The 15,049-nt window shown below is 34.8% G+C and carries 16 protein-coding genes and 1 pseudogene; 7 read left to right on the top strand and 10 right to left on the bottom strand.

The features are described from left to right. Positions 1-63 precede the first annotated feature (63 nt). From QUS22_RS03000 to QUS22_RS02985, 4 genes and pseudogenes are all read right to left on the bottom strand, one after another. Positions 64-357, bottom strand: coding sequence for a hypothetical protein (locus tag QUS22_RS03000; protein WP_289513502.1), 294 nt, complete (start codon positions 355-357; stop codon positions 64-66). An 87-nt stretch (positions 358-444) separates the two neighbouring features. Continuing rightward, positions 445-675 (bottom strand): hypothetical protein, encoded by a 231-nt coding sequence (locus QUS22_RS02995; RefSeq protein WP_289513501.1) that lies wholly within the window; start codon positions 673-675, stop codon positions 445-447. Between the two features lie 226 nt (positions 676-901). Beyond that, positions 902-1,048 carry a hypothetical protein gene (locus QUS22_RS02990; protein ID WP_289513500.1) on the bottom strand — a complete coding sequence of 49 codons (147 nt, stop codon included), beginning with the start codon at positions 1,046-1,048 and terminating at the stop codon, positions 902-904. Positions 1,049-1,713: 665 nt separating this feature from the next. Next, positions 1,714-2,838: pseudogene (locus QUS22_RS02985) on the bottom strand (phage portal protein). Positions 2,839-3,041: 203 nt separating this feature from the next. Between QUS22_RS02985 and lipB the strand changes: the two are divergent. After that, entirely contained in the window at positions 3,042-3,659 is a 618-nt protein-coding gene (lipB, locus tag QUS22_RS02980; RefSeq protein WP_289513499.1) for a lipoyl(octanoyl) transferase LipB, read from the top strand. Beyond that, on the top strand, positions 3,659-4,660 hold the full coding sequence (locus QUS22_RS02975; protein ID WP_289513498.1) for an LD-carboxypeptidase: 1,002 nt from the start codon (positions 3,659-3,661) through the stop codon (positions 4,658-4,660). Before lipB ends, QUS22_RS02975 begins: the two co-directional genes overlap by 1 nt. Positions 4,661-5,345: 685 nt before the next feature. Here QUS22_RS02975 and QUS22_RS02970 read toward each other — a convergent pair. From QUS22_RS02970 to trmD, 4 genes are all read right to left on the bottom strand, one after another. After that, positions 5,346-6,143 (bottom strand): phosphoribosylformylglycinamidine synthase subunit PurQ, encoded by a 798-nt coding sequence (locus QUS22_RS02970; RefSeq protein WP_289513497.1) that lies wholly within the window; start codon positions 6,141-6,143, stop codon positions 5,346-5,348. A gap of 3 nt (positions 6,144-6,146) precedes the next feature. After that, positions 6,147-7,397, bottom strand: coding sequence for a PstA family ABC transporter permease (locus QUS22_RS02965; protein ID WP_289513496.1), 1,251 nt, complete (start codon positions 7,395-7,397; stop codon positions 6,147-6,149). A 215-nt stretch (positions 7,398-7,612) separates the two neighbouring features. Continuing rightward, the gene (gene rplS, locus QUS22_RS02960; RefSeq protein ID WP_289513495.1) at positions 7,613-7,990 is read right to left on the bottom strand and encodes a 50S ribosomal protein L19; all 378 of its coding nucleotides are present in this window, start codon (positions 7,988-7,990) and stop codon (positions 7,613-7,615) included. Then, entirely contained in the window at positions 7,974-8,681 is a 708-nt protein-coding gene (gene trmD, locus QUS22_RS02955; protein ID WP_289513494.1) for a tRNA (guanosine(37)-N1)-methyltransferase TrmD, read from the bottom strand. The genes rplS and trmD overlap by 17 nt, the downstream gene beginning before the upstream one ends. A gap of 69 nt (positions 8,682-8,750) precedes the next feature. Here trmD and purC point away from each other — a divergent pair, with 69 nt between their 5' ends. Next, positions 8,751-9,473, top strand: a complete 723-nt coding sequence (gene purC / locus QUS22_RS02950) for a phosphoribosylaminoimidazolesuccinocarboxamide synthase (protein ID WP_289513493.1) — start codon at positions 8,751-8,753, stop codon at positions 9,471-9,473. On the opposite strand, the gene purM is transcribed toward purC, so the two are convergent. Further along, on the bottom strand, positions 9,470-10,507 hold the full coding sequence (gene purM / locus QUS22_RS02945; protein WP_289513492.1) for a phosphoribosylformylglycinamidine cyclo-ligase: 1,038 nt from the start codon (positions 10,505-10,507) through the stop codon (positions 9,470-9,472). The two genes, purC and purM, sit on opposite strands and share 4 nt — an antisense overlap. 132 nt (positions 10,508-10,639) lie before the next feature. Here purM and QUS22_RS02940 point away from each other — a divergent pair, with 132 nt between their 5' ends. Together QUS22_RS02940 and QUS22_RS02935 are read left to right on the top strand one after the other, a co-directional pair. Continuing rightward, complete coding sequence (locus QUS22_RS02940; protein ID WP_289513491.1) at positions 10,640-10,933, top strand: hypothetical protein; 294 nt, start codon at positions 10,640-10,642, stop codon at positions 10,931-10,933. Next, positions 10,930-11,292, top strand: coding sequence for a hypothetical protein (locus QUS22_RS02935; RefSeq protein WP_289513533.1), 363 nt, complete (start codon positions 10,930-10,932; stop codon positions 11,290-11,292). The genes QUS22_RS02940 and QUS22_RS02935 overlap by 4 nt, the downstream gene beginning before the upstream one ends. A gap of 184 nt (positions 11,293-11,476) precedes the next feature. Here the strand turns inward: QUS22_RS02935 and QUS22_RS02930 are convergent, their stop codons facing one another. Then, positions 11,477-12,292, bottom strand: coding sequence for a transporter associated domain-containing protein (locus QUS22_RS02930; RefSeq protein WP_289513490.1), 816 nt, complete (start codon positions 12,290-12,292; stop codon positions 11,477-11,479). A 427-nt stretch (positions 12,293-12,719) separates the two neighbouring features. On the opposite strand from QUS22_RS02930, the gene hemE reads away from it, so the two are divergent. Then, the gene (gene hemE, locus QUS22_RS02925) at positions 12,720-13,718 is read left to right on the top strand and encodes a uroporphyrinogen decarboxylase (RefSeq protein ID WP_410543819.1); all 999 of its coding nucleotides are present in this window, start codon (positions 12,720-12,722) and stop codon (positions 13,716-13,718) included. A gap of 69 nt (positions 13,719-13,787) precedes the next feature. Then, positions 13,788-14,981 carry a pyridoxal phosphate-dependent aminotransferase gene (locus QUS22_RS02920; protein ID WP_289513489.1) on the top strand — a complete coding sequence of 398 codons (1,194 nt, stop codon included), beginning with the start codon at positions 13,788-13,790 and terminating at the stop codon, positions 14,979-14,981. The last annotated feature ends 68 nt before the right edge of the window (positions 14,982-15,049 follow it).

Below are 15,049 nucleotides of genomic sequence, written 5' to 3'. Positions count from 1 at the left end.
CCCGTTCTATGCTATGCACAACTGCTCTTAAGTATAGGCCACCGTGGGCCTATATCCATTACTTTAATTAAGAGCCTGGTTAATTACTCGAGGTTGCTCAGCGTTTGGGCTGTCAATTTTGCTATTGCAACTATTTAATGCATAAACATAAAGATAAGTATATGTTATTACTCCAGCAAGTACGCACATTCCTGTTACCACTGCAGCTGTAGTACAAGCTGTACCTACAGCTCCACTCGTAAATATTGCTGCTATTAACGTTGGAACTAATAGATAGAGTAAAGGTTTGATTATGTAACTATAAATCTTTTCAACTTTATCTAAATTTTTCAATGCTCCAACAAGATTTCTTGCCATTACAACTTAAGTTTCTAACCTTTGCTTAAAGTAACTACTTAAATGAGTATCTGGAGAGCCATCGAAAGCAGTTAAAAACTGCACTTCTTAACCTTTAAACTCCCCATCTATACATTTAAAGTTCTTGTTGTGAAATTTGTATCCATCAATATACCTAAGTTCAAATTCCATATTAGGATTCAATATATGATTTAAACTACTTGCCTTTCTATCTATTAAAGCTTCAAATTTTTCTTTGTTCTTATTACAGAAGTCAATAAACTTACTTAGTTCTTTTGATAACTTACTTAAATCTATCTTTATACCACAACTCTGCAATGTATACAGAGAAACACAAAAGTTTTCTAAATAACTTCCGGCATCGCTACAGCTTAGATAAAATGACCTACTATGATCAATTTTGCCCAGAGTTTTTCTTTTACCTTTTCACCTTTTGCATTTTAATATTCCTTTTCTATTACACCAAAATTTCTGGTTGCGTAATATCACACTCTCCAAGTAATATTTGAGCAGCTAATATCTTCTAAAAACCTCTTGCATCTTATTAATTTTCACCTTCTTCCTTAAGATTCACTAATGTTGTAAACTTATCCAAAAACTTTGATTTCAGGTGAAGCTGACCTTGATTTTTCTCTTGCTCAATGCATTCTTTAAATTTATCACTACCCTCAGTGAATCTTTTTTCTGGCAAATTATTATTTATTACTAACTCAATAACCTGAGCTCTATCATATAAAAACAGCTTATATAAATCACCAGTAATATATTACCTAATAAAGTCAGCAACATTTAAGCCATCGTAACATATATTACTCTCTATTTGTTGCCGAGTGGATCAATAAGATCATCTATTTGACTATTCTTTAAATTAGAGTTCTGTAGATTCATAGCTTTTCTTGACCCTGCATAAAAGGACTTTTGAATTGTTTTAATTTAGACTGCTTTTCTCCCTTTCAAAGTATGGGTCAAAACAGACTTAACCATAAAAGTTGCTTTATCGCTTTCACCATACTGGTGCTCTGCTTGAAATCCTAAACTGCAACCTGTTTCTTTCTCTCCTGCTTTGTTAAACTCTCTAAGAGGGTGCAGCCCTCTATCATGAAAATGTTTTTCAAAATTCTATATCTTTCCCTTTATTTATCCTAGATTTTTCTTCTACTGCTTTTAATTCTTTCTTTTTCTCATCAGTGGAATTTTTCACAAATTTATCTCATTATTTTTCATTAAACCTACCTAATTTTTCCTGCACTGTATTTGACATAACTCTCTTCTATTAAAAAGAATCAAAAAAGTTTCAACATAAATATTAAGTACTTATTAACGATTTTAATACATTTTAATACTATATGTCAAATTTCAATCCAACTTATCACAACTTAGCAGTGGTGACAGGCCAAATGCTTTTCTCTTTTCGTTGAGTGTCATGAAGCTTGCGTTTTCTACTTATTTCCACAACTTTTGTCTTATTTCTATGAAAATTTCTATGGTATCTTTGTCATATGACAAGCACAGACCCTCACCAAATTTTGGTGTTAGCCAGGAGTTCAGGTGATAGACAACATTTTTCAGTGTTGGTAAAACCGTTTGTTCCCAAAGGGAAAGGCGTGCTTCGACTAAATAGCTGTAAGTGTTATCATCCGGTATGCCAAGCAATTGCGATGGAACACCAAAAGCCAGAGTAATATCGCAAGCTGATCTGTGTTTAGTACTCAATAAAATCCATATCCCTTGGTAATAAGCTAATCTCCTATCATTCCAAGCCTACCTCAAGCAATATAAGTCTTCCAGCGTTGACAGGATCTGAATAATGATCGTATATCTGCTCTTTCAAGCGCTGGTATCGCTCTTGACTTAAATTTCCACCACTTCAATCTTTTGCCAATTTCACAATTATTGCACCACTTGGTCTTGCCCCATTTTGCAGCATAGCCTGATTCCAAGCGCCGGCTTAGTTATGCTGATCTATATTATACGCAGCTGCCTTAATCGGTGACGGTCTATACCAATCATTCAAAGGATTGAAGGTTTTAAGATGCAGCACTGCCGAACGTCCAGTTAGTTTATTGACCTTAAAGTCATAACTGTTATTATTTACAATGTAGCGATATGTATAAGGAACGTTATTTCTTTCTGAACAATCTCAACTCTACCTGGATGCAAAAGGTAAAGCTTTGCTGGTGGGTTCCTATTGTTTTTCGAACAAATCATCAGCTCATAAACATTGCCGCTAATTAATCGATAAGTCACGATTCCCTCAAAAAATTCTGATTTTGATGTTATTGAGTTAGGGCAGTAAAGTAACTTCAATAATGGGTGAACTTTCAATTGTGACTTTTCCTGATTAGTCAGATGATAGAGAACAAAGGACACCGAAGATGCAGCATTTGCAACCATATTGATTACCCGAAAGGCGATAACATTTTTGACGTAACCTTCTTCAGCAAAACCCACATAATTGCGCTAACTCCAACTTGGCTCCATTATGAGCTACAAAGCAGAATATTTATGTGTCTTTCTTCTTTGAAAAATATTGAGATTTATACTTCCTCCTGTTTATTGAAAAAAATCGAAATTGTAGTAGAATTGATATGTAATGTTAACAATTGACATTACCAGGAAAGATATCATCCAGGTAGCCAACACTGGAACAATATCAATAGATTTAGATAGTAAAGAAATTGAACATGACAGAATGGCTAATATCTAATCAGCTTATTGATTATAACTATGCCGTAAAATTCATGGAAGCAAAAATTCAACAAATTCACAATAATTCATCTGATGAATTAGTATGGCTACTCCAGCATCCTTCACTATACACAGCAGGAATTAGTGCAACAGGTGATGATATCTTTGAAGAATTATTTCCTGTATATAAAACAGGCAGGGGCGGTAAGTACACATATCATGGACCAGGGCAGCGCATTATATATTTAATGCTAAACCTTAAAAAAAGAAATAAATGTGATATAAAACTCTATATTAGAAACCTAAGTAATTGGATAATAAATGTTTTAAGGCATTTTAACATATCTGGAGAATTCAAAGAAGATAGAATAGGTATTTGGGTGAACAATAATGGAGTAGAAGAAAAAATAGCAGCTTTTGGTATTCGCTTAAGAAAATGGGTAACTTACCATGGCATAGCACTCAACGTTTCTCCAGAACTTTCTCACTACAAGGGTATTGTTCCTTGTGGGCTGAAAGAGTATGGCGTTACGTCAATGAAAAAACTGGAAGTTGAAGTTTCACTCTCTGAATTGGACGATATACTAAAAAAAGAGTTTTATGAGATATTTTAATGCATTCCGCTATCGCTTACCTTTTATACATCATTTTTATTTTATGCGCTAACACAGGTATCTATGCGATCGATCAAGTTGATATTATTGCCCCTTCCTCCAAGGGAAAAGAGTCAGATCTGACTACTATAAAAAAATATATAGAGGCTTTGGATTTTAATCCTCATATTTCGGAGAAAATATATAGTAACAATAATCCATTCTATTCCAACTCTGATGAATTCAGAGCAAATGATTTGATTAGTGCCCTAACCGATGATAGCAAAATAATTTGGTGCATTAGAGGAGGAGAAGGGGCTTCTCGGCTAATCCCTTATCTAGAAAGATTGCCCAGTGATAAAAAAGAAAGAATTGCCCACAATAAAAGCAAGAAAACTCTTATAGGCTATAGTGATATCACCGCTTTACATATTTATCTACAAGTCAAATACGATTGGCAAACCCTTCACGGTACCACGTTGGAAATGATAGTAAATAACTCCGTTTCTGAAAGTTCCGTTGAAAAATTAAGAGAGTTAATTCTGAACAAACGAAGCTCTATCAGATTTAATAACTTAAAGATAATCAATAATGGCATCAAACTAAAAAATGGCAGGTTAGAGTCCAAAATCGTTGGTGGTAATATGACTTTAGTTGAAAATAGTATAGGGACTGCTTGGCAAGTAAATGCAAAGGGCAAAATTCTATTTTTAGAAGATATAAGAGTCTACCCATATGCAATGGAGCGCAGTTTAGACCACCTAAAGCAAGCTCATATTCTTGATGAAGTGCAAGCAGTAATTTTTGGTAATTTTACTAACTCCGGCAACAATGATCTTGTTGAAGTTGTAAAAGAGAGATTTGCAAAAAGTGTCAACTTTCCTGCATTTACAATAAAAGGAGTAGGCCATGGACATATAAATGACCCTTTACCCCTTAACAGTCACACAATTATCAGCGTTCAAGATGAAAAAGAAGGTTTGTTTTTTATGGATGTGCAGAACGTTAGTCTTACAGACTGATCTGTACTAACTCCCTGCGTTACAGCAGGGTGAATGATAATATTGGCATCATTTAAATAGATACAAGCCTTTATGATGTCATTCCAGCATGTGAAGCTGTAATCTAGGAAAAAGGACGGTGTCATATACTGCGATGACACCTCTCTAACTGCAACTAATCTAAATATTAAGAAATTTACCAAGTAAGAAAAAAGGCAAAAGAAGCCCCCTGGTTGGCTAGTTATTTACGTTTAACTTTCAAACATGGTGTTTTTTTATTCTAAACGTCTAATAACCTCGACTCAGTTACCTTTGAGCAGCAACTAGTCTAAATTATAAACGTTAAGAAATTTACTAAACAAAAAAAAGATAAAGGAAACCCTGTGGTAGTTAGTTATTCACTATCATTTTATCAGTTGGCGTTTTTAATGTCTTTAAGCGCTTAAACAAGCGTGGCCACAGCACTAGCTGGTAATGTAGACAACAATGTAAAAGACATAAGGTGCACATAGTGCAAAAAATTAAACAATAGCACACCAAATACAAGCTTTCTTGTTGTTTTAATCTGCTCAGATTGGGAAGTTAAACAATAGCTTTGATACCATCAATTAATGGGGCTGGAAGAACTTGTCAAGTAGTTTTTCATGGCTTAAAAAGCACTGGAGTGAAAACGTTTATTACTTAACATAGTGTCTTACTACAACGCTTATGCAAAATACTTCAATGCATTTTCAAATATAAGAATTCCATCACCATACTTTGGCACAGCGGACTTTAAGCGCTTACACTTCTCTTTTTCAAGCGGCCAGTTGTCCTGCTGAGTAAAAAATATTCCCCTTTCTGGGTGAGGCATTAAAGCTAACACTCTACCACTTTTATCTGATAAAGCTGCCAGATCGTACGTAGATCCGTTCGGATTACAAGGAAACTGCAAGTTGGCATATTTACCATTTTCATCGACGTAACGTAGCGCAATGGAATTGTTTTCGATCAATTGACTCAAAACATCCTGATTCATAAAAAACTTGCCTTCTCCATGAGCAATAGGAAGATATAATTCATTTAGACCACGTAGCCAAACAGAATTACTTTGCGGGTCAACTTTCACTCTAACCCAACGGCATTGATAATTGCCTATATCATTACGTATTAAAGCTAAGTTAGAGAATTCTGGTATTAACTTTACTAATATTTGACAACCATTACATATTCCTATAACAAGTTTATCTTGAAATAAGAAATCTTGGAACTCATCCAATAAGTTGTTCTTAATGTGCAAAGCAAAAGCACTACCAGCACCAATGTTATCACCGTAGGAAAAACCTCCCGGAATCACAAGTATATTAGTCGATTTTAGTTCACCTGGATTATTTATGACCTCATTAATGTGAACGATTTTCACTTCTACAGTGTTGATACCAAGCTTTTCGCTGCATTCTATAAATGCAAATGCAGTTTCTTTTTCACAATTTAAACCATAACCAGACAAGACAATAATTTTCATGAATTAAAAATTAAAGAATTCAAATTTTCTTTTTACAAAATTTGCTATTAAATTCAGAGCAAACAACATTATCAACAAAGCTATAATCGCAATAGCAGCAAGTTCAACAAATGCAATTTCAGGACTACTTGACCATATGTATATTTGTACAGGCAAAACAGTCGCCGGATCGAAAAAGGATGTAGGTGTATCAGCGATAAACGCTACCATGCCTATCATAAGTAAAGGAGAGGACTCGCCTAGAACTCTTGCAACTGCAAGCATGGTACCGTGTATTATCCTTGGTAACGCAATCGGTAAAGAGTGGTCCAATATTACCTTGATGTGAGGAGCTCCAAGAGCAAAAGCTGCATCTTTTATTGCAATAGGAACGTTCGCAAAAGCATTTTTTGTTGCAATTATAATATTAGGTAACATCATAAATGAAAGAGTCATTCCACCAACGAGTGGCGAAGAACGTGGTAACCCAAATATACCAAGATAGAGAGTTAAGCCTACCACACCAAATATTATCGAAGGTACTGCAGCAAGATTATTTATGCTAATCTCTACAACGTTAGTTATTATACTACTCTTTGGCATAAATTCGTGAAGACAGATACCCGACATAACTCCTACTGGTAATGCTAAAGCTAGGCATACCACAATAGTCATTAATGAACCAATAAACGATCCTAAAATTCCTGCATTTTCAGGTTCGCGAGAATCAGATTTAAGAAATAAAGACTTATTAAAGAACTTTTTCACTCTCCCTTTTTCTTTTAGCCAATCAAGTAATTCAGCATAATGGCTATTAAAATATTTATTTTTATTTATTGAATTGATTATACTTGATGCAGTAAACCAGACCTCGTACTTACCACTATGCTTCACTTTTCTACGAAAAAATTCCCCTAGCTCCTTGTAAGAATTACGACTTAAAATTTCGTCACCACTTTTGAAATCAGTTCCTCTAAATACCTCACACAGAGAATCATTAAGTAAGTCGATGGATTTATACCGCAAATCATTAGGATTATCTATCGAAGCAAAATCAGCATTTATTTTGATTGGTAATAAAATTTTCGTTACCGTTAAGGCGCTATAAGAGTTAATCAATACACTCAGCAATATGAATATAGGACAACCAAGAGAAATAACTAATGTCATAAAAGAACAGAAACACAATGTTTTATTTCTTTTATTTTTTCTTTTTATGCGAGCGTGCACACGCTTCGACTGAAGCAGTTTAAGAAATTTTGTTTTTATGCTCATCTACTTCGTATTTTTAGTCCCTTTTTGTTGTTCCAGTGTGTAATTGATGTTATGCAAGTAGCTAATACTAAAATCCAGCTTATTTCATCATGGACATTGTTTTTTATGTATGTTCTTAAAGTCTGCTGCTCATTGCATGATTTGCAAATGCTTTTATATCCAGATCCCAGTGCATGACACTGGGATAGCACCATTGATATCACTCTCCATTGCACCTACTTAGACCTACCGCTTTTGTAAGTAGCACGCTCCTTTATCCTTGCAGCCTTTCCAAACAGTTTACACAAGTAATATAGTTTCGCTCTACGAACTTTCCCCTTTCTTGTTACCTGCACCGAAACCAATGCAGGAGAGTAAATAAAAAATTGAGATACTATACTTTCTCCATGACTAACTTTTCTAACCACAAAAGAAGAATGCAATCCACGATTTCTTTTCGATATGCACACACCCTCAAACATCTGCATACGTTCACTTGCACTGTCAACTACTTTAAAAATGACCTTCAAATCATCTCCAGGACGAAATTCTGGCACTTCCTTAGCTAACACTTTCATTTGTTGCTTATTAAACTTCTCAAGTAAATTTGTCATTTATCTCTCCATCTAATAATTCAGGCCTACACCTTTTCGTTAAAACGAAAGACTGTTTCTGTCTCCAGTTACTTATTTTTTTGTGATTACCAGACAACAGAACTTCAGGCACTTTATGTCCTCTCCACTGCTTAGGTCTAGTATATTGAGGGTACTCAAGTATACCATTACTATAACTAAAACTTTCTTCAGTAATACTATTGGAATTGTTTACTACGCCAGGAAGAAGTCTGATGCATGCATCGAGAACCACCATCGCAGCTGGCTCACCTCCTGAAAGTATATAGTCTCCAATACTTAACTCATAAGGAGTATACTCATTGATCACTCTTTGGTCAATACCCTCAAATCGACCACACAATATTGTTACATGAGGGAATCTTATTAATTCTTTTGCAATGCTTTGATTAAATTTTATGCCAGATGGGGTCATATAAACAAATTTAGTATTTTTATAAGCAGAAAGCACATTATCAACTGCATCGCCAATTACATCAGGGCGCATAATCATCCCTGCTCCACCTCCATATGGAACATCATCTACCGTTAAATGCTTATCTTTAGCAAAAAAACGAATATCTACCACTTCAAGATCCCATATTTTCTTCTTCAATGCTTTTCCAGCAAGGGAACAGCTCAAAAATCCAGGAAACATCTCTGGAAATATAGTTAGTATTGCAACATTGAACATCTTTACAAATTTGTAGTAAACTCAAGTAGCAAATTAATATAATATTCACAATATATAGTTAAATCACATATGCTACCAGACAAAATAATATACGAAGGTAAAACTAAGTCTATTATTGAAACTAAAGACCCATTGGCCGTTATACAGTACTTTAAAGATGATGTTACAGCCTTTAATAAAGAAAAATATGAAATTATTGAGGGCAAAGGAATAATTAATAACCGCATTAGCGCTTTTGTTATGGAAAAATTCGAGAAAGCAGGAATTAGTACACACTTCATAAAAACTTTGAGTGAAAGAGAACAGCTAATAAAAAAACTAAAAATTATACCCCTTGAAGTAGTAATAAGAAACATAGCAGCTGGCAGTTTCTGTAAGCGTTTTAATATAAAAGAAGGTGAAAAGCTCACATCCCCTATAATTGAGTTTTTTTATAAAAATGACGATCTAGCTGATCCAATGGTAAATGAGAACCACGTATTATACTTTGGTTGGCTATCTTATAAAGAAATGGAAGTAGTTAAAACTACAACCCTGAGAATCAATACAGCTCTAATAGACTTATTTTTTAACGCAGGAATAGATTTAGTCGATCTTAAACTGGAATTTGGCAGGCTAATAAGCGACAACACAAAGATCATCTTAGCTGACGAGATAAGTCCTGACAACTGCAGATTATGGGATAAAAGTACGTATAAAAAATTAGATAAAGACGTCTTTCGCTTGAATTTAGGAAACTTAAAAGAAACGTACTTAGAAGTTGCGAAAAGACTGTCAGTAAAGTTAGGCTAACTAAATACTACTCTATCAAGTGAAGGATTGTATACCTCATTAAGTTCCCCAATAACTTCAACTTTTTCTCTACGTTTCTGAAAATGATTTTCCACACTTTGTATATTTTCAGGGTCTACGATCAATATCATGCCAATACCACAATTGAATGTTTTTAACATTTCTCCCTTTTCTATTTTTCCTTCTTCTGCCAGCCATAAAAATATATCTGGCCATTTCCAGGAATTAATGTTTATGTTTGCAAGTAAGTTTTTCGGAAGAATTCGTGGAATATTATCTACCAAGCCACCACCTGTGATGTGCGCAATACCTTTTACTTGTGATACAATAGGCAGCAAAGAATCAACGTATATTTTTGTTGGCTTGAGTAATACTTCTCCCCAAAGCTGATCATTCCATGGAGACGAGTCATTATAACCTATATCTAAATCTTCAAAAATATGACGGACCAAAGAAAACCCATTTGAGTGAACTCCACTTGACTCCAAGCCAACTATATAATCACCTGCTTTCATCAGGTCACAACTTGGGAGAATTTTACTCCTATCAACTACTCCAACCACAAATCCTGCAAGGTCATAGTGACTATTACTGTACATTCCAGACATTTCTGCAGTTTCTCCACCAACCAAAGCTATCTTGGCCTGCTTGCATCCTTCTACAATACCCTGAACTACAGGTAATAAAACATCTTTACTCAAAACACCAGCTGCAAAATAATCGAGGAAGAATAAAGGTGTTGCTCCTTGCGTAAGCAAGTCATTTACACACATTGCAACTAAATCTGCACCTATAGTATCATGTTTATTTACCTCTTGGGCTATCAATAGCTTTGTGCCTACTCCATCAGCTGAGGAGACCAATACGGGATGATCATATTTTTTACCTAACGTAGCAAAATCAAACAATGCAGAAAATGAACCAACTTCGCTAATCACTTCCTCTTTTTTAGTTTCCTCAACAATAAGTTTGACTTCTTTTATTAACTTATTGTATAGCTCGAGATCCACTCCCGATTTAGCATAAGTATTCATAACCCTTTTATAAATTCTAAGATTATTAACACTATATTAATAACTTGATACAAAAAGTACAACGAAACTTTCTTTCAATTGACTATCATATGTTCACCGATATAGGTAACCTAAATCATTTACAACTGTCCAATGAACAAAAACATTAAAGATATATTGTTAATAACAGAGTTACTATCAGGACGATTACTTCATGACTTTGCTAACTCTATGAATGGAATAATGTTTGGCTTAGAAGAGCTTGAAGCAGTCGATGAGAACAATACTAACAACTGGAAGGAAGCATTGTCCTTGCTTAAGGAAAGCTCTGAAGACTTGATACATAAACACAAAGTTATGAGACAGGCATACTCTTCCTCAGTAGATAACTGTAGTTTTAACCAGACTAAATTGAATATTGAAAATTATCTACTAAAAAAAAAATAAAACTAACGTGGGAAACAGATGCATATTTTTCGAAGTGTGAAGAAAGCTTAGTTGAAAAGATAAACAAAGTAATTTCCAACATGGTAATAACTATAGCCAGTGCAGTAGAAGAAGTTGAAAGAATATCCGTTTTATTAAGTCAAGTAGGAGATAAAACTCTACTAACTATGAGGGTTCTAAACGAACATAAACCTCTAAGCAAATCATTGATAGAAAAGTTAAATAAAAAGAAAGGTGATAGCTTGAATACAAAGGATATTAGTATCTATGTGACCTACTTACTATTAGAGCACTACAATGCTAAAATGCACTATATTTGTGAAAACAATCTGTTGGAAATAGGTTTAACTTTGACTTAAGATAGTATTCTACTTTGTAGAAGTATTTGTAAGCTTGAGTGTTAGTATGGAACTAAAACTTTTTGCAAAACCTTAGAGTCTAGGTTAAATAGACAACACCTAGAATGTGTGTTGATGCCGTGCATGCGAACGTTGTAAGCTTTTTTACTTGAAGACAAAACGCTCTTCTACAAGAAACATTAGCCTAGTTTTTGTAATCACTCAAGTCCAATATTATCTTATTAATATATCTTTCACTCGCATCCTTAACAATAAACTTTACACCATTTTTATACTTAATGACCTCTCCTACAGAGGGTACTTCACCAGCGATCGAAAGAATTAAGCCACCAAGCGTAACATAATCTTCTTCGGGATCACGTAATTCTACTTTCAGACTTTCTTCTATGTCCTTTATAAGAGTCCTCGCTGATACCTCGAACTTATTCTGAGGTAATTTAACAATGGTGTACTCGAGAGGTTCATTTTCACCACTAACATTTGGCACCAACTCCTCTATAAGATCAATCATTGAAATTAAACCATCAGTTCCACCATATTCATCCAATACAACAGCTAAACACGTCTTAGAAGATCTCATCCTAACAAAAAGGCTAGTAGTCTTCATTGAGGGTGGGACAAATATAACTTTCTGTAAAAGATCCCTCAAGTTAAAATTGTTATCCTTGTCAAAGATAACATCTTTGACACGGAAAAAACCTATTATGTTATCAAAGTTGTTCTTATAGACTAGTATCTTAGTGTGGTAAGTGTTCTTTATCTTCTTTATTATTTCATATTTGCTTGACTCGATGTCTACCGCGTATATTTCTGTGCGCGGAGTCATTATGTCAATAATATTACAATCATGGAATCTTAGTAAGTCTTTAAATATGTTAAGATCTGGTAGATCTTTCATTAGGACCTCAGTTGCGCACTTCTTTATTATACGAACCCTCCTGAAAAGAAACAGAAAGACCCTGAGTATCATTCTTTCCATTAAAGTTACTTTTTTACTCAACTTGTTTCCTAACAATAGCGAAAACGTTTTCGGATCAGATTTACCAAGAAAACTGTTGTTAAATGTTTAATAGGCGTGTGAATAATGTCAAATTAATTTGTGGATTACATGTTGATGCCAGATGTTAACAATAGCTCAACAACTTTTTCACCAGCATGTACATAATTATATAATAATTCGCAACAAGAAAATTTTTCCATAAAGATGGATTACTAACAATCTGAACATTTTACTTATACACATAAATTACACCAGAAAATCAACAATATACAAAAGTTATCAACACACTTATTAACAAGTTAAGTGACAAGAATCTTAACTAAATTTTAAGTTAACAACAGATTATTGATAAAACTATTATTACTATTATACTTCTTCTATAAGAAGAACGTAAGGTAAATCAATTAAGTCAAAGAACGATAAAACGATAGTAGCAAAGGTCATCAAGGAAAACAAACAAGGCAGGAGAATACCTATTTGGTTAATGCGCCAGGCCGGTAGGTCTCTCCCCGAGTATCGCAGAGCAGTGAAAGGCATGAGTGACTTTGTAGAAATATGTTATAGCACAAGTTTAGTGGCAGAACTTACGTTGCAGCCAGTAATAAGATTTGACATGGATGCAGCTATAATTTTTTCAGACATTTTAATAATAGCTGATGTTTTGGGTTATGATGTTAGCTTCGTGCGTGGTGTAGGTCCAACAATAAGGCCTGTGGAAAGTTTAAAAGAACTAAAAAGTCCACAGGAAGTTGAGACCAAGACTTTGCCAATCCTAAATGCTATAAGAGAGGTAAGAAGACAGTTGCCAGAAGAGAAGTCCCTTATAGGATTTGCTGGAGGACCGTGGACAGTAGCTTCATATATCATAGAGGGTGGAAGCAACAAGAATTTTTCTAAAGTGTTAGATTTCTGTCCCTTAGGATTAGAAGAGGTAATTGAGCGAATAACGGAAGCAACAATTATCTATCTGGTTAAACAAATAGAGTCTGGTGTAGACGTTATTCAGTTATTTGACAGTAACGCTGGTGCACTGTCAAGGGAGTTGTTCGAAAGATATGTTATCGAGCCAACGAAGAAGATTGCTTTGGCGATAAAGAGTAGGTTTCCCAATTTTCCAATAATAGGTTTCCCAAGATCCGCTGGAAATCTTTATAAGGATTACTGTAGCCAAACAGGTGTTTCTGCGGTGAGTATAGATTATGATGTTCCAATAGAATGGGCAAGGACAAATTTAAAAGTTCCCCTACAAGGAAACCTCAACCCTAGTCTTTTGGCCTATGATAAAGCAGAAGCGATTAAAGAAGCAAAGCGTATAATAGATTGTTTTAGGGACTTACCTTTCATATTTAACCTTGGGCATGGGGTACTTCCTGACACTCCGGTTGAAAATATTGCCGCTTTGGTAGACTTAGTGAAGAGCTACTAATACAACAACAAAACTTCTAGCTTTTTTGCTACATGAAGTTTATCATTTAGATTTAGCTTTAGTAAGATTATGTCAGACCTTGCAGAAAGAATGTCTTTGGTAAAATTATCGCCTACGATCGCTGTAACCGATAAGGCAAGAAGATTGAAAAATGAAGGAAAAAAAATCTGTGTTTTAGCTACAGGGGAACCAGACTTTGACACTCCGGACCATATAAAAAAAGCAGCTATTCAGGCGATAAATGAAGGTAAAACTAAGTATACTGCTGTTGATGGAACACGTGAGCTTAAAGAAGCAATAATCAGTAAGTTAAAAAGAGACAACAATTTAGAGTATACACTTAGCCAAGTCTGTGTTGGTGCTGGTGCTAAGCAAGTGCTGTTTAACTTATTTATGGTAACAATTAATCCTGGAGATGAAGCTATAATTCCAGCCCCTTATTGGGTTTCATATGTCGATATGGTAAGCCTTTTTGGCGGCCTGCCGGTTGTAGTGGAGTGCGAACAAAACTTTAAGTTGACACCAGAATTGCTGAAAAGCAAAGTAACTGAGAGGACTAAATGGTTAATTCTTAACTCGCCGAATAATCCAACTGGGGTCGTGTATACATATGATGAACTGAAAGGTATAGCACAAGTATTGCTTGAATATCCACGTGTAAATATTGTTGCGGATGATATTTATGAGCATATAATATATGATGAGAAGTTTTTTACTATTGCTCAAGTTGAACCAAAGCTTTATGATAGGACTTTTGTAGTCAATGGGGTATCAAAGGCTTATGCGATGACGGGCTGGAGAATAGGCTATATTGCAGGTAGAAGTGATGTAATAAAAGCTATTTCTACACTACAGTCTCAGAGTACCTCCAACCCAAATTCGATAGCACAAGCAGCAGCGATTGGAGCGTTAAATGGCGATCATAGTTTTTTGAAAGAAAGAACAAAAATTTTCAAGAGTCGTAGAGATTTTGTGGTAGAAAAACTAAACTCTGCTCCAGGCTTGTTAGCACCTATTCCGCAAGGTGCATTCTATTTGTTTGTCTCGTGTAAGGGTTTGTTGGGTAGAAGTACAAAAGGTGGTAGAGTAATAGATAACGATCTTGATTTCACTGAATATTTGTTAGAAGATCATTTAGTTGCTGTAGTTCCAGGAATTGCGTTTGGCCTTAAAAACTTTATTAGAATTTCTTATGCAACTTCTCAGGAGCAATTGGAAATTGGGTGCAACAACATTATTAAAGCATGTAAAATATTGAGTTAACTTTTTTACATTCTCATGCATAATGGCTTCATACGTCGATAGAGAGAAATTAATGTACGGCCTGGTCG

It is taken from the genome of Wolbachia pipientis (assembly GCF_030373985.1).
GTDB classification, from domain to species: Bacteria; Pseudomonadota; Alphaproteobacteria; order Rickettsiales; family Anaplasmataceae; genus Wolbachia; species Wolbachia pipientis_D.
This window is presented reverse-complemented; position numbering and strand designations above follow the sequence as displayed.

Coding starts and splice junctions, on each gene's coding strand:
- QUS22_RS03000 (WP_289513502.1), bottom strand. CDS start 357: ATGGCAAGAAATCTTGTTGGAGCATTGAAAAATTTAGATAAAGTTGAA.
- lipB (WP_289513499.1), top strand. CDS start 3,042: ATGACAGAATGGCTAATATCTAATCAGCTTATTGATTATAACTATGCC.
- QUS22_RS02975 (WP_289513498.1), top strand. CDS start 3,659: ATGCATTCCGCTATCGCTTACCTTTTATACATCATTTTTATTTTATGC.
- QUS22_RS02970 (WP_289513497.1), bottom strand. CDS start 6,143: ATGAAAATTATTGTCTTGTCTGGTTATGGTTTAAATTGTGAAAAAGAA.
- QUS22_RS02965 (WP_289513496.1), bottom strand. CDS start 7,397: ATGAGCATAAAAACAAAATTTCTTAAACTGCTTCAGTCGAAGCGTGTG.
- rplS (WP_289513495.1), bottom strand. CDS start 7,990: ATGACAAATTTACTTGAGAAGTTTAATAAGCAACAAATGAAAGTGTTA.
- trmD (WP_289513494.1), bottom strand. CDS start 8,681: ATGTTCAATGTTGCAATACTAACTATATTTCCAGAGATGTTTCCTGGA.
- purC (WP_289513493.1), top strand. CDS start 8,751: ATGCTACCAGACAAAATAATATACGAAGGTAAAACTAAGTCTATTATT.
- purM (WP_289513492.1), bottom strand. CDS start 10,507: ATGAATACTTATGCTAAATCGGGAGTGGATCTCGAGCTATACAATAAG.
- QUS22_RS02940 (WP_289513491.1), top strand. CDS start 10,640: ATGAACAAAAACATTAAAGATATATTGTTAATAACAGAGTTACTATCA.
- QUS22_RS02920 (WP_289513489.1), top strand. CDS start 13,788: ATGTCAGACCTTGCAGAAAGAATGTCTTTGGTAAAATTATCGCCTACG.